This is a genomic window from Lacticaseibacillus suibinensis (assembly GCF_003946175.1).
Lineage (GTDB): Bacteria > Bacillota > Bacilli > Lactobacillales > Lactobacillaceae > Lacticaseibacillus > Lacticaseibacillus suibinensis.
This window is the reverse complement of sequence record NZ_RHOK01000003.1, coordinates 41,371-55,426: the sequence shown is the minus strand read 5'-3', so window position 1 is coordinate 55,426 and position 14,056 is coordinate 41,371. Positions and strand designations below refer to the sequence as shown.

At 52.1% G+C, this 14,056-nt stretch carries 13 protein-coding genes; 1 reads left to right on the top strand and 12 read right to left on the bottom strand.

What is annotated here, in order from left to right; all coding sequences use genetic code 11:
- Positions 1–39 precede the first annotated feature (39 nt).
- The 11 genes from EKM90_RS02170 to EKM90_RS02120 all read right to left on the bottom strand — a co-directional run bounded on the left by EKM90_RS02170 (position 40) and on the right by EKM90_RS02120 (position 12,217).
- On the bottom strand, positions 40–819 hold the full coding sequence (locus EKM90_RS02170) for an ABC transporter permease (protein WP_125579416.1): 780 nt from the start codon (positions 817–819) through the stop codon (positions 40–42).
- Positions 806–1,720, bottom strand: coding sequence for an ABC transporter ATP-binding protein (locus EKM90_RS02165; RefSeq protein ID WP_125579415.1), 915 nt, complete (start codon positions 1,718–1,720; stop codon positions 806–808). The genes EKM90_RS02170 and EKM90_RS02165 overlap by 14 nt, the downstream gene beginning before the upstream one ends.
- The gene (locus EKM90_RS02160) at positions 1,717–2,064 is read right to left on the bottom strand and encodes a DUF1048 domain-containing protein (protein WP_125579414.1); all 348 of its coding nucleotides are present in this window, start codon (positions 2,062–2,064) and stop codon (positions 1,717–1,719) included. The genes EKM90_RS02165 and EKM90_RS02160 overlap by 4 nt, the downstream gene beginning before the upstream one ends.
- Positions 2,051–2,386 (bottom strand): PadR family transcriptional regulator, encoded by a 336-nt coding sequence (locus EKM90_RS02155; protein ID WP_125579518.1) that lies wholly within the window; start codon positions 2,384–2,386, stop codon positions 2,051–2,053. The genes EKM90_RS02160 and EKM90_RS02155 overlap by 14 nt, the downstream gene beginning before the upstream one ends.
- 216 nt (positions 2,387–2,602) lie before the next feature.
- Entirely contained in the window at positions 2,603–3,433 is an 831-nt protein-coding gene (locus tag EKM90_RS02150) for a class C sortase (protein WP_125579413.1), read from the bottom strand.
- A 28-nt stretch (positions 3,434–3,461) separates the two neighbouring features.
- Positions 3,462–5,042 (bottom strand): SpaH/EbpB family LPXTG-anchored major pilin, encoded by a 1,581-nt coding sequence (locus tag EKM90_RS02145; RefSeq protein ID WP_125579412.1) that lies wholly within the window; start codon positions 5,040–5,042, stop codon positions 3,462–3,464.
- A 13-nt stretch (positions 5,043–5,055) separates the two neighbouring features.
- On the bottom strand, positions 5,056–6,306 hold the full coding sequence (locus EKM90_RS02140; RefSeq protein WP_125579411.1) for a pilin N-terminal domain-containing protein: 1,251 nt from the start codon (positions 6,304–6,306) through the stop codon (positions 5,056–5,058).
- A gap of 1 nt (position 6,307) precedes the next feature.
- A complete protein-coding gene (locus EKM90_RS02135; RefSeq protein WP_125579410.1) occupies positions 6,308–9,655 on the bottom strand; it encodes a SpaA isopeptide-forming pilin-related protein in 3,348 nt (1,115 codons plus the stop codon).
- 332 nt (positions 9,656–9,987) lie between these two features.
- Positions 9,988–10,977 (bottom strand): aldo/keto reductase, encoded by a 990-nt coding sequence (locus EKM90_RS02130; RefSeq protein WP_125579409.1) that lies wholly within the window; start codon positions 10,975–10,977, stop codon positions 9,988–9,990.
- Positions 10,977–11,798: an HAD family hydrolase gene (locus EKM90_RS02125; RefSeq protein ID WP_125579408.1), complete on the bottom strand. Its 822-nt coding sequence runs from the start codon at positions 11,796–11,798 to the stop codon at positions 10,977–10,979. Before EKM90_RS02125 ends, EKM90_RS02130 begins: the two co-directional genes overlap by 1 nt.
- Positions 11,799–11,872: 74 nt before the next feature.
- Positions 11,873–12,217, bottom strand: a complete 345-nt coding sequence (locus EKM90_RS02120) for a hypothetical protein (protein WP_125579407.1) — start codon at positions 12,215–12,217, stop codon at positions 11,873–11,875.
- Positions 12,218–12,394: 177 nt separating this feature from the next.
- On the opposite strand from EKM90_RS02120, the gene EKM90_RS02115 reads away from it, so the two are divergent.
- The gene (locus EKM90_RS02115; protein ID WP_125579517.1) at positions 12,395–12,658 is read left to right on the top strand and encodes a DUF2187 domain-containing protein; all 264 of its coding nucleotides are present in this window, start codon (positions 12,395–12,397) and stop codon (positions 12,656–12,658) included.
- A gap of 26 nt (positions 12,659–12,684) precedes the next feature.
- On the opposite strand, the gene brnQ is transcribed toward EKM90_RS02115, so the two are convergent.
- Entirely contained in the window at positions 12,685–14,040 is a 1,356-nt protein-coding gene (brnQ, locus tag EKM90_RS02110) for a branched-chain amino acid transport system II carrier protein (protein WP_125579406.1), read from the bottom strand.
- Positions 14,041–14,056: the final 16 nt, after the last annotated feature.

Here is a 14,056-nt window from a genome sequence, read left to right as displayed (position 1 = left end):
CCTCAGCCAAGCGCCGCGGGCACACTTTTTGAATCTGGGTTAGCGCGTTAGAAACATCCGCACATAGACGCGATAGGACAGGAAACCGCAAATCACAATGGCGCCGACTAACCAAGCGGCCGCGAGCCATTCAGTGTGCTGACTCACCGCCACCGCCTGATTGAGCAAACCGCGGGCGGTGTTCACAATCGGGGTCATCGGCTGATGATCAGCAAAGAAATGCACGGGCTTCGCCATCCCAGTGGTAGGCATCAAAGCCGAGCTGACAAACAGCAGCATCAGGAGCACATAAGAGAAGCCGCCAGCAGAAGCGTAGTTGTCGGCCTTCAGCGAAAATGGAATCGCTAGGAGCGTGATGCCTAGGCCGAACAACACCGACAAGCCAACAAACAGCAGCGCCGAACTGACGGTCACATCAGCGCGGTAGCCAATCAGTACGCCAACCAGAAAGACCAGTGCTTCGGCCATCAGCATAAAGGTCACTGACGCGAGGACATGCGAACCCAAAATCACCCAGCGGGCAATCGGCAGTGAGTGCAGCCGATCCAAAAAGCCTGAAGTGCGATCGAGGTTGATGCGCATTGAGGTGTAAGCTGACCCCATCGCCATTGTCAGCAGCAGAAACCCGGGCAAAGCGTAAAGCAGATAAGCCTGGGCGCCGCCTGCCCCAGTCGTGGCAATGTTGCCACCCATGACATAGACGAAAAACAGCAACATGAACACCGGCATCGCAATCACCGTAATGATGGTGTCGGCGTTGGTCAGGTTTTGCCGGATGATGCGCCCGGTTAACGTGCGGAGCTGGTTAAAGGTTTGCATGAACTGCCTCCTTGGTGACATTGAGGAAGACCGATTCCAAATCGGTTTCATCCTGGTCGTAATGTTCCACCGTCACCCCTGGATCGAGTAGTGCCGCCAGGGCTGGCTCGCCCTGCGTAGCAGTCAGCGAAAGCCCATGTTCTGTTGGGGTAAAGGCGATACCTGCCGCCCCGAGCGTCGCTGTTGCGACAGCCTCATCAGCTGGTGCGACTTGCAGGGTATAAGTCGCCGTGACCCGCTGCTTGATGGCCGCTGGCGTGCCCGATTTAACAATCACGCCATCATGAATGAACGCGATATGATCGGATAAAGCGTCAGCCTCATCGAGATATTGCGTGGTGAGGAACACGGTTTTGCCGGCATCGCGCAGTTCTTTAATCATCTGCCACAACGCAAGGCGGTTTTGCGGATCAACCCCAGTGGTTGGCTCATCCAGAAAAATCAGCTGCGGATCTCCCAACAAGGACATGGCCAAATCCAAGCGCCGCCGCATGCCGCCAGAATAGGTTTTGACTTTCCGGTTCAAAAAGCTGGTCAAATCCAGCCGCTGCGCCAGGCCATCAATTTCGGCTGGGACATCCTTCACGCCCCGCAGCCGGGCAATCAAGCGCAGGTTCTCGGCGCCGGTGAATTCGCCGTCCAACGTGGTGGCCTGCGCATTCAAGCTCATCAGCCGGCGCACCTGGTTGCCAGCAGTGCGCGGGTCCAGCCCCATGATCACCACGGTGCCGGCAGTTGGCTGCGACAGCGTGGTGAGAATATTGATCAACGTGCTTTTTCCGGCCCCATTTGCGCCGAGCAAGGTGAAGATTTCGCCTTGCTCAACTTCAAGATTGACGCCTTTCAGCACCGGCAGCGCGCCAAAATCTTTGGTCACGCCTTTGACAATGATTGCTTTCATTCCTGCTCAGCCTCTTTAACTTTCTGCCGCAGCTGCTTGCGATACTTAATCAGCCACATTTCTTCTGGATATTGCGCCATGATATTTTCGGCAAACTCCACCGGATCTTCGCCAACAATTTGCCGGACTGGGACCTGATCAGCGGCACTTTCTTGAAAAATGTGCAGCACTTCCTCCAGCACATCCATCATCGCGCCGCTCCCGGCGAAGCTCCAAATATACTTGGTTAACGCCGTCACCGTGTCGGCATAAGGCGCCGGCAGCTGCTTGACGTCCTTAAGAAATTGCCGGTAGCGTTTTTTGTCTTTGATCATGTTATTAAAACTATTTTTAATGTTCGTCATTACCTTGCTCCTTCAATGTGGCCATGGTGGCGGCTAAAAACTCCCACTTCTGCCAAAATGCTTGTAGATACTCGGCGCCGGCTGAGTTTAACGTGTAGAACTTGCGCGGCGGGCCCATTTCTGACTTGCGCCGGTCAACATTGAGTAGCCCTTTTTTCTCCAGCCGCAGCAGCACGGTATACACCGTGCCTTCCACGATATCTTCAAAGCCCAAGTGGACCAGATACGTTGTGATCTCGTAGCCGTATGTTTCGCCTTCGCTAATGCGCTGCAGGACAATGCCTTCCAGCGCGCCTTTGAGTAATTCCGTTAAACCCTTCACTGTCTTCACCTTTCTCTGCAGCCGCCTTCGCTCGGCGGCATGCGGCACTTGCTAGCTTGTGAGTCCTAGCAAGAGTGGGCCAAATGATAGCTACTCTTTGTTGCTAGGTACCGGTACATAGTAACAGCGAGTAGTTGACCTGTCAACGTTATTTTAAAAAATTTTCACGCGCATGCAAAAACGCCCTCGCTTCATGAACGAGGACGTTCTGCCGCCTTAATGGTGACGATGCTTCCGCACCAGGCGATAAATCAGATACCCAAGGAGCGCCAGCCCCAGCACCGCGGCAGCAATCACCGCCCAGCTCAAGGCCTTGGCCCGCGTGGTGCTCCGGGTACTCGCCTTGGCGGCTTGCTCCGTGTAAGGGACCCGGTAGCCGGTGACCAGCAGCCGGTGGGAATTTTGCCCGATTGGTGTGCAAGTCATGAGTGTGGCCAAGTCTTTACCTGGCTCAATCTGCAAACTCGACACATCATCCGGCTCAATCACCTTGATGCGATTCACCTTGTAGGCAAGATGCTCGCCATCGATGGTGAAGATGAACAGCTGGCCTTTTTTCAGCTCATGCAGATCATCGAACAACGTCTTGCTGGGAATCCCGCTATGCGCTGTCACCACCGTGTGCGTGCTGGCACCGCCAGTCGGGAAACTCGTCCCTGGCAGCACCACCGCGCCTGATTCCATCAGAACCTCATTGGTGGTGTCGTAGAGCGGCAGATTCACCGCCAGACTAGGAATCGTGACTGCCCCAATCAGGTGCTCACGTAGCGCTTTGATCTGCTGCACCCCTTGGCCTTTTTGGGTAAAAACATCAGCATTTGGGCGCAAGCCTTGCTTGGCCAAAGCCTCGTTTTCCCGCTTGATCTTCGCCTGTTGCCGCTTCACATTGGCTTCGGCTTTTTTCCGGTCCCGCGTCACCCGAGCACTTAAGGTGAGGGTATTCACAGCGCGGGCCACGAAGGGATAAGCAAACACGGCCAGACCGGCAAAAAACAGGATGGTCACAAACAGCTCAGCTTTGAGGCTGGAGCGGCGTTTTTTGCTCATCTCCTTCACTCCTTTGACTTAAATTGAATTAAGCGTGGCGCTTCTTGTAAATCACCGCTGTGCCCATCGCTGCCGTCCCAACAATCAGGAAGGCCGCAATGCCCATGCCACCGGTCAATGGCAGTTCGCCATCGAGTGGGGTGTTGGCGATGGTATCTGAGCCAAGCGCAGTTGTAGTCAGCACGCCTTTGGCTACCGTGAAGTTAGTATCCTCAGTGGTAATCTTGTAGCCAGTTGGCGCCTTAGTTTCAACCAAAGTATATTTGCCTGATTCCAAACCATTGATCTGCAAGTGACCCTTAGCTGCGGACTTCAAGATTGTCGCTTCGGCTTTGGTGCCCCAACGAATGGATTCTGGTTTGTATGTGCCATCCTCCCCGCCAGGATTGTTCAGAATTGCCCATTTACCGTCGTTATTCTGCAACTTGAATTCGGCATCTGGCAATCCTCGATTTTCATCATAGGCATCGTATTTAGTGAACTTATGGCCACTGGTTTCAACCTTTTGGGATTCGTCAACGACGGTCAGCTCTGGTCCATTCCCAAATTCACCGGTGAAGGTATTGCCAATATCTTGATTCGGCACCGCATGCTTATTAATCTTCATGGTGTACTTGATGGACAAGGCTTTCCCTTCAATTTTGTTCAGCAAGGCAATAATCTCACTTTCCTTGCTCCCTTTTTCCAGATCAATCTCATACTTGAAGCCCGCATGATTCTCCCAATCATCATCGTTGGAGTCCGTGTAGGTGCCGGCAGCCACGAAGAGATCATGCAACTCTTCATCCTCACCTTCAACGGTGATTGATGGTACCCCATCCAGGGTTGTCCCAACAGCCGACATCACGTCGGTCAGATTGATTGAAGTGATTTTCGAACCCGCATCCCGGATTCCATGAGGAATGACCAAGTTGGTTTCGTATTCAAGGTTCTGACCCACTTCATAGTTGTAGACTTTACCGTCTGTGGTGTTTTCGTTCGGGTTCGTCAGCTCTTTTTCTAGCCCGGTATTCTTTGGATAAATCTTGATGGTCTTTAAGAACCCAGTATTGGCCGCATTACGCACTGGCATACCTACAATCATTGGGACGGAACGCAAGATATCGGTACGATCACTGTTACCTTCTTCGAAAAGATACAGCTTGTATTTTCCGTTCGTCGTACGCGTCTCCAAGTCTTTAAATTCGAGCGTGCCATCTACTGGGTCAGTCGTTCCAGAGCCTTTCACTGGCGCGCTAGCTTTATATTTTTCGCTCCAGTCGGCCACAATCTCCTTGGTTAAATCCTCCGCAGATACACCAGGATTAGCGGCCTGTAAGTCGTAGAAGATACTCGTCACATCGTAGGCAGAAAATTCAACGTTTCCAATCCCCTCAAGCGCTTCAAGATCCGCGATGGTTTCCCCAGTGTTTGGCGTCAGTTGATAATTGGACTTGAGCAATTTCTTATTGATTTCCACGGTAACTTTATCCGGTAAAGTCGGACTTACCGCCGTTGCCCGCACCGTTTCCGGGGCCGCATTCAATGCTGGGGCAGCGGACAAAGTGAGGCCGCAAACCATTAAGCCAGCAAGGGCAGCACGGGACACTTTATTCATTGTCATTTTCATTAAGTGGGTCCTCCTAATTCTTGGTATGGGCACGGCGTTGAAGCAGCCATGCACCGAGCATTAACGCTGCGCCAAGGGCAATCAGCAGGCCAGAAATCACGCTGCCGGTTTGTGGCAACTTGCCAGCAGGCGTTTGCGGGTTAGATGGCTTAGCCACCACCGTTACATTGCCCTGGTCTTCTTTTTCCCGAATGTTATAGACGCGCGGACGGCCGATTGCGACTTGTTCGGCGCTAACCATCCCTTCGGTGGTTTCATTCAGCACTTCACCGTTCACCAACACCGGATTGAAACTGCCATCTGGCTTGGTCCATGAAGTTGGCACTTCGACTTTGACCCCAGTGGCGCCAAGGTTATTGATGTAGCCCAGCGCTGGCTTGAGTTCTTCAAAGTAGTAGGTGCCGCTAGCTAAGAACCGGGTCCCGGTATTCACCAAACCGTCTTTATCGGAGATGAACTTATCAACCGCTTCATCGGTCAGCGGATTGCTGGAAGTGATCCATTCGTTCCGCGGCGCTTCGCTGAGATCCGTACTCAGCCAAAGCTTTTCACCGTTCACGATTTGATACAGGGCAAAGACTGCCCCTTGGACACGGACATCATCGCCTGCCGCATTCCGCCCAAACTTGAAGAAGTAAGGGTCCCGAACATAGGCAACGTTCTTGGCGTAGATATGAATGTTGTCCATTGCGGCGCCCTCAGCATTCATGATGGGCATTACCACCATCATCGGGGCAGCCATGGTGCTTAAGTCGACGTCAAAACTGTGATCCGACGCCACACTCTTTTCGAGGAGCAGGTAAGCAGCATATTGAGTGCCAACCTTCTGCGCCACGGTGAAGCGAGCAATCCCGTCTTCGCGACTGCCATCTTCCATGAACCCTTCCTGGGTCGTTTTGGTTGCCAGCAGGTCCAGATTTTCATCTGCTTCCGCGAAGGCGTCCATGCGATCCTTGTTGCGCCATTCATTCACAAATTGAGTCGGCGTCTTCCCGTCTTCCAAGGCTTCTTGGTACAACTTCGTGGCATCATAGAGGACCACTTCAGCGCCGTTGAGGCCTTTGGTTTCTGCCAGTTCAATTCTGGATTTGAGACTACCATCGTTTTCGTATGACCATGTGTCAGTGTTCAGCCGCGCATCATCGTGTATCCGTTTGTGCACCACGATGTCGACGTTCTTCGTCGCGGCCTGGGTTGGGGTTGCCTGCAGGAATGGGAGCGCCATTGCGGCTGCGGCAATACTAAAGAGAATTCGCTTGAGCATCTTACCGTCCCTCCTGTTCTTTCTTGTAGCGCAGGGTCAACCCCGCTGCGGTTGCGCCAACCATCAGCACCAAGGCACTGGCGATAAACGCATTGAGGCCAGGGCCACCGGTGACAGGCATTTCTTGCACAGCAAGTTGGTTAACTGCCGTGATGATCAGCTTGCCATCAACGAGTTTATAAGAGTAGCCCTCAACTGCGGCGCCATTGCTGGTCAAAGTCTGACCGTCAACCTTCACCGTAGCGCCATCGCCTCTGGCGTTCACTTTAATCGAAACTGTCGCATCAAGCTTTTCATAGCCACCTGGTGCTTCGATTTCGGTCAAGGTGTAGTCATCGTTGCCAAAAAGTTTGGTTTCCGCGGTCACCCCGGCTTCAGTTGCTACTGAGGTCAAAGTTTCGGTTTCAGGGCCGGTTAAGGTGAATTTGGCACCTGGCAGGAAGCTATCCATAAAGCCCTTCTTGACCAGAACCAGTTTCAAGTTACGCTTCGGTTCGTTGTATTTCACCAGTTTCAGCAAGGTGCCGTTTTCCAGTTCAAAGCGATCATACTTGCCATCAACTTGATTCAAGTTCATGGTGCCGGCAATCTCGCGTGGAATGCTGATATTGCTGCCTTCTTTGCGGAAACCGTAATAGAACCATTTGCCTGCGCTGTCACGCCGGAACAGATATTCGGTTGGATCTAATTTGAAGCCTTCTGGAGCAACAGTTTCCTTGATGCCATAGAAACCTTCAGCAAGCCCTTGAGGAACACCGGCAACCAGACCTGTCCCACTTGGGTCGGTGAAATCTTGATTCTTGTACGTATTTAACGTGAATTGGGCCGTTTTAGCTGCATCGGTAGACATTAGATAGTTTAGATCCGTTGATTCCTTTTTCACCTGAACGCCATATTGCACGTTGGTTAAAGTCAGCGTGAGGGTGTTTGTATCGTATTTTTGAGTTGAGACATACGAAGCATCAGCACCGATTTCCCCAGTCACCTGATACTTCAAGGCTTGGCCCTGATTACCATAGGCAACGTCCTTGAACGTCGCAGTCCAACCATTTGGAACGAGCGTCAAAATCTGATCATTCTTGAATGTTGAACCTTCACGAGCAACTTGAACTGTCAATTGTTCAGGCTTGACACCCGCGTCTGGAATATCTTCCCAGACTTTTTTGACTGTGTAGATCTTAGAAGGTGCTTTGGCAGAAGGAACACCAAACTCAACGGTTGGGGTACCTTCTTTAGCGGTAAAGGTGGTCGTACCATTCATCGGATACCAATAATCAGCCTTAAACCCTTCTTCCTCGGTATTGATGCGCACCTGGTACTTGATTGTTGCAGTTTGGTTCTTACCAAGGGTCAGTTTAGACACATTAACGGTCCGGCCGGAGATTGTTGCAACCGGTTGAATGGTCGAATTCTCTAAAGTGACTGTTGGCTGAATCACTTGACCGTTCGCATTGGTGTTGAAGCTAAACTGGGCCCCAATCGGATCAGTAATGGTGCCATCCAGCACTGTGCTATAGCTGTCAATCACAGCCTTGGCATGGGCGTCTAAATAAGCCTCAACATCATCAGCGTTAAGCGCCTCATGGAATAGTGGCTTGTTATCGCTACCTATGCTGGCCCATTTTGTCATTTGATTCAGCGTATTCTTCCTGTCAGAGCCAGTTGCATCTTTAATTTCAATACCTAACACATGCAGGTTAACGCCTGACTGTTTGATAAGATGGGCCTGGCCGGTGGTTGCGGACCAGGTATCATTAATTTCCGTGGAACCAACACTGTACTTCCCGGTAGTATTAGTATTACGATCGGACAGAATCGGGCTAGAACCGCTCCCGCGAATGCTACCGGTGCCTGTGGTTTGGAATCTGGTACCGATTAAGGTCTTATCGGCATCGTTCAAATTTGCGACTTGAGTGATTTTGTAGGCGAACGCAGGGACGCCATCGGTGAGGACAATCATTTTTTTGTCAGCGATGTCTGACGTTTTTAACATATCTGCACCTAACGTCAATCCAGCCTGGGTAAACGTGCCACCGGTTGGAACCGTGCTCAGTTTATTAATTATCTTGGTTTCATTTTCTGCTACTGTATCGATTTTGATTGAGAACAGACCATCGGCATCCTTGGAAAACCCGACGACGCCGACCGAAACCAATTCCGCTAAACCGGCTTTGCGAATATCAGCCAGAAAATTGGTTACCCCTGTACGGAGCGCTTCAATCCGGTCTTTATTGTCCCCACCCATACTGCCTGAATAATCGAGGACCAACACCACCGCCATCGGCTTGCTGTTGTCAACTGTATTGCCTTTGATGTCCAGCTGAACATCAAACAAACCCTTGGTCGAGGTTTCCTTGGCGTACTTCCGAATACGGAATTCCGGATTTGATTTATTTGCACCATAGTCCAACCAAGTGTTGTTAACAGCATCAACAACGCCGGTATTGCTATATAGTTTGTTTTCTTGGCTATTCCCACCAATATGATTTTTCACATTGGTGTTGTCCTTGAAGGCCCACGCTTTAGTTGGGTACACGCCGTCAGCCGTGCCTACTGGCGTGTAATCAAGTGGCATCCGATAGTCTTCAAGACTAAAGCTCTGACTACGGTCATATTCCTTAGCGTAAACATTCGCGTTCAACAGTCCTTGCGTCGCTTGGACTTTTTCTTCCACAGCATCCACAGTATTCGCTGCGTCTGCTTCGGTTTGTGGGGTGTTGGCTGCTGGGCGGTCGATGGCAACGGCTTGTTCTTCTTCCGTTGCAGTCGAAAGCGGCAGCAACACTTCAACTGGCCCCACCAAGGTATCAGTCAATGCAGAATCGACTGGTGTTTGGAGAGGGTCAGGGTCCGCTTCAGCATCAGCTGCTTCCACGGTCGTGGTCGTTGACTGTGCCGTCTGCGCTACTTCGCGACGGTTCAGTTCAACGGCAACGTACAAACGGTTATTTGTTTTTGGCGTCGAATAGTACAGCACATTTTGTGAAGAACGGCTGTAGGCTTTTTCGATCCACCATTGATTTTTCGGCTGGCTATCTTGGCCCTGCATCGCTTGCACCAGCTGATTAGCTTTCGGTGCTAAGCGTAGCGTCGCGTCTCGATCGGTCGAAACGCGCACTTTAAGGGCACGCAGTTCGCCTTGGTCCTTTTTGTTGTAACTCAGCGCCCAGTTAATCTGATCGCCTTGGACCGTGCCTGTGACGTTGACATCTAGCGCATTGCTTGTGGTGATGACCTTTTCAATCTGATCCGGCGTCGTCGCCGCGGCGGTTTGAATACCCCCCAGATTCATCAGCTGCATGAAAAGCAGCACGACCACCATGAAGCTATGCATTATTTTTGCTTTCATGGGCTTCCCCCTTGTGTCGTTGAGATGACCAACAGCAGTGTCACTTTAAGTATCGTCGTACCATTTTCCGTTCATCTCTGTTCCCCCTTACTTCTGCATTGACAGGTAAACGTTATGCAAGCGCTTAATACCTGCTTATATTAAGCCTAGCATGGTGAATTGTGAGAAGGGAAACATAGCGATAGTTATTTTAATAAATGGCGTATACAAAAAGCCCCAAACCCTTTTAGCAACAAGGGTTTGGGGCAAAAATATATTTATATTCAACCTTTATCGGCGGCGACTTGCCAGTCAGCGGGGCCCGTATTCGCCACAGTTTGTGAAATGTTTACTCAGGCCAGGATATTGTCAATGGCTTCGCATTCAGTGGCGGTAAATTCGAGGTGCTCACAGGCTTTGAGGTCATCGATCAAGTGCTCAACGCTGGTGGTGCCAACCAGCACCGACGCCACAATTGGGTCTCGCAGCAGCCAGGCCAGGGCCATTTGCGACAGCGTTTGGCCTCGATCTTGCGCAATTTCATTCAGGGCGTTAAGCTTCGTCACCACCGCCTCGCGGCCATGCGCAAAGGTGCCTTCGTTGGTCGGGTGAATTTTGAAGGTATCAGGAATGCCAGTCAGATAGCGATCTGACAACAACCCTTCCGAAAGCGGCCCGTAAGCCACTACCCCAGCCCCAGCAGCCCGCAGCTCATCAAGCAAGCCGCTGGTTTCAACGCTGCGGTTGAACATGTTGTAGCTCATCTGGTCCACCACAAACGGCGTGCCCAGCTGCTTGAACAAGGCAACCGCCTGTTTGGCCTGATCCGTATCGTAGTTGGAGACCCCGATGTAGAGGGCTTTCCCTTGACGCACCACATCGTCCAGCGCCCGCACAGTTTCTGCCACTGGCACGCCGGCATCAAAGCGGTGGGCGTAATAGAGATCCACATAGTCAAGATTCAGCCGGCGCAGCGAATCATCGATGCCTTGCAAAATCGCCTTACGCGAGGTGCCGGTACCAAATGGACCGGGATGGATTTCGTAGCCGACCTTGGTGGCAATGACCAGCTCATCGCGGTACGGCTTGAGCTCATTGGCTAACACCTGACCGAGCAGCGCTTCGCTGGAACCAAAATCGCCATCGCCATAGTGATTGGCCACATCAAATTGAAAGACACCGTGATCAAAGGCGGCTAAAATCACATCACGGCGCGCCGCCAGGGGATCACCGCTGCCAAAATGCTGCCACAGGCCTAAAGAAATCGGTGGCATCACTAACCCGGAATTCCCGGCGGGCCGGACGGGTACGCCTTCATAACGCTCTGCTTGGGCTTGATACATTAGCTTTCCTCCTTATCGAAAAACCGCAGTAAAAAATGGGCGAGACCATCTTGTTTATTGGTCTCAGTCACATACTTGGCGACCGCCTTCACCTCTGGCACCGCATTACCCATGGCAACGCTGATGCCGGCGGCTTTGAGCATCCCCAAGTCATTCAGGCCATCCCCGAAGGCAATCGTGCGGTCCTTAGGAATGCCAGTTTTGGCTTGCAACTCCAAAATTGCATTGGCCTTATCCACATGCTTAGGAATTAACTCGATGTTGGTCGGGTCTGAGGCCGACAGATGCAGCAGCGACTGAGCAGCCAGTTGCTCGCGGGTATTAGCCAAGGCTTCAGGATCACTCAGCGAGAAAATAATGCCGTTGGTAATCTCATCAGCATGAACCTGCAGCGCCATAATATCTGGCAGCTGCGTCACGTCAATGGTGACATCCTTGGGCGCAAAGGAATACAGCATTTGCTCGATGGCTGGCGGTGGCGTGGTGACATAATAAACCGCTGTGTCGGTAAAATATACGGCCGTTAAGCCATTGCTGGCAGCGGCGGCTTCAATCGCGGCTAAGGCTTTGCTGCCGAGCAGGTGATGCGTTTTTTGACCGGAAAATTCATAGGCAGCGCCATTAGCCGAAATGATTTCCGCCCGCGGGCCAATTTGATCGGCCATCGCCGCCGCCAGTGCGTACATCCGCCCGGTAGCTAAGTAAAACAGGTGACCAGCATCCAGGAGCTGGTTAATGACCTGGCTGGTGCGAGCCGAAATCGTGGTGCTATCATACGCCAGCGTGCCATCCACATCCGAAACGATCAAATATTGTGCCATGCGTCGACCTCCTTCGCCACTCGCTGTTATTATACCAAAAAAGCAGTCGGCATCACGCGCGACTGCTTTACGGCTTAACGACCTTGCTGAGCCTGCCCAATTTCATCCTTGAACCAGGTCTCCCAAGGCGTTTCTGGCTGACCGTTAGCGGTAAACGGCGCCTTCAAAGCGACCAACAACGCCGCCATGTTATCGCCGCGGTCGGCGACCAGTCCGTCCAGCTTTTCTTCTTTCAAAAAGCTATCGTTATCAATCAGCCATTGGTTGATGTCTGCCACATGCCCGGACACATCGATCTGAGCCAGCAAATCCAGCCCTTCATTGTAATATTTTTCAATATAAAACTTGGCAAAACCCACCAGTGCCGTATGCTTCGCCGAATCACCCAACGCGTCAAATAATACCGTCTTTTCAGCCATGTCCTCAGTCATCCCTTTTCAAAATGTTCACCTTATACGATAAGCCAATGAAGGCCGGTTTGGCAAACAATTATAGTATTCAAAGAATTAAATGAAGTCTATTGCTTTCACTTGCTCAATGCGCTACTATCCTTCTATCAATTAACCATTGATAGCTCTAGGAAGGAACTGATGATAGTGAAGAAAGAAGACATTCATCTCGGCGATACCGTGAAGTGTAAGGTCAAAGAAGACATGGACCACCCCTTCACCGGCACCGTGCAAAAGGTTTACGAAAACTCGGCACTGCTTGATATCACGGACTATGAAACCAGCGACAAAACCAATGCCGCCGAACTTAACTTCAAAATCGTGATCAACTTCAAGGCCATCACCAAGAACTTGGGTGGCGGCCGGCCGAACCCCACCCCATCAGAAGACGAAGCTGATTCTCAAGCTTAAGTATGAAGCAAAGGCGCCGGTTGCCATCAACCGACGTCTTTTTTAGTGTTGTGATGCGCCGCCAGTTGCGCCAGCACCCAACCGACCGCCAGCCCCAGCACCGCCGGCACACACCACCCTAAACCGTAAGCAAACCCCGGTAAGTAGTGGCCAAAATTCAGCAACGTTTGCACGACGCCGTGATGCCAGCTGGCCGGCAAGGCGTTGAGGCCATCCAGTAGTGCCGGTACCAACGTGAACACCGTCACCGTGTTAAACAGCCACCGCGATGTTCCTAACACTGGCGTCAGCAGGCTGAGCAAAATCAGCGTGATTGCCAGCGGGTAGATGAAATACAGCACCGGCGTGGCTACCGCCAAGATCTGATTCAAGCCGGCGTTGGCGAAGATGATAGGTAAAATCGTCGCGACCAAGATCAGCCCTTGATACGGCACTTGCGGCAGAAGCTCGTGCAAGGTATCACCAAACGCAGAGATCAAGCCAATCGCCGTTTTCAAACAAGCTAAAATCACAATGATGGCCAGCAGCACGCTGCCCACCGGCCCGAAATAAGCATTGGCCACATTAGCCAAAATGGGACCGCCGTTACTGGCGCGGGCAAATTCGCCCAAGGCATTGCGCCCCAAAATAGCTAACAGCGCGTAGAGCACCGCCATCATCACCGCCGCCAGCACCCCGGCTTTGATGGTATCCTTAGCAATTTGGGTGGGCGCCGTCACCCCTAAATCCTTGATGGCATCCACCACAATGATGCCAAAGGCCAACGCGGCTAGCGCATCCATGGTCGAATACCCGGCGGTAAAGCCCGTCAGTACTGGCACCCGTTGATAAGCCGCAGTCGGTAGTTGGCCGCGGCCCATGGGTTTAACCACCACGGCAATCAGTAAAATCGCCAAGGCAATCAAAAACGCCGGCGTCAGAATTTTCCCCACGTAAGTCATGATTTTGCTCGGCTTCCGCGCAAACCACCACGCCGCCGCGAAGAACAACACTGAAAACACCGCTAGACCCAAGGTGCCATGTGCCGGCTTAATGAACGGCGCGAGGCCAATCTCATAGGAAATCGGCACCAGCCGCGGCAAGGCAAAAAAAGGCCCGATGCAGAGGTACAGGAGCAAGGTGAAGCCATAGGCATACGGGCGATTGATCCGCTGAGCCATGGTATAAACGCCATCGCTTTTGCTCATCCCAATCGCCGCCACCCCTAACAGCGGCAGGCCGACGCCTGAAATCAGAAAGCCAAGCACCGCTGGCCCCAGCGCCTGCCCCGCCTGCTGCCCGACAAACACCGGAAAGATCAAATTACCGGCGCCAAAAAACAGGCCGAAAAGCATGGTGCCAATGAAAAATAGCTCGCCTCGTGTGAGCTTGCGTTCGCCCATCTCATCGGGCTCCTTT

Coding starts and splice junctions, on each gene's coding strand:
- EKM90_RS02130 (WP_125579409.1), bottom strand. CDS start 10,977: ATGTATCAAGCCCAAGCAGAGCGTTATGAAGGCGTACCCGTCCGGCCC.
- EKM90_RS02165 (WP_125579415.1), bottom strand. CDS start 1,720: ATGAAAGCAATCATTGTCAAAGGCGTGACCAAAGATTTTGGCGCGCTG.
- EKM90_RS02120 (WP_125579407.1), bottom strand. CDS start 12,217: ATGGCTGAAAAGACGGTATTATTTGACGCGTTGGGTGATTCGGCGAAG.
- EKM90_RS02160 (WP_125579414.1), bottom strand. CDS start 2,064: ATGACGAACATTAAAAATAGTTTTAATAACATGATCAAAGACAAAAAA.
- EKM90_RS02125 (WP_125579408.1), bottom strand. CDS start 11,798: ATGGCACAATATTTGATCGTTTCGGATGTGGATGGCACGCTGGCGTAT.
- EKM90_RS02150 (WP_125579413.1), bottom strand. CDS start 3,433: ATGAGCAAAAAACGCCGCTCCAGCCTCAAAGCTGAGCTGTTTGTGACC.
- brnQ (WP_125579406.1), bottom strand. CDS start 14,040: ATGGGCGAACGCAAGCTCACACGAGGCGAGCTATTTTTCATTGGCACC.
- EKM90_RS02145 (WP_125579412.1), bottom strand. CDS start 5,042: ATGAAAATGACAATGAATAAAGTGTCCCGTGCTGCCCTTGCTGGCTTA.
- EKM90_RS02140 (WP_125579411.1), bottom strand. CDS start 6,306: ATGCTCAAGCGAATTCTCTTTAGTATTGCCGCAGCCGCAATGGCGCTC.
- EKM90_RS02135 (WP_125579410.1), bottom strand. CDS start 9,655: ATGAAAGCAAAAATAATGCATAGCTTCATGGTGGTCGTGCTGCTTTTC.
- EKM90_RS02170 (WP_125579416.1), bottom strand. CDS start 819: ATGCAAACCTTTAACCAGCTCCGCACGTTAACCGGGCGCATCATCCGG.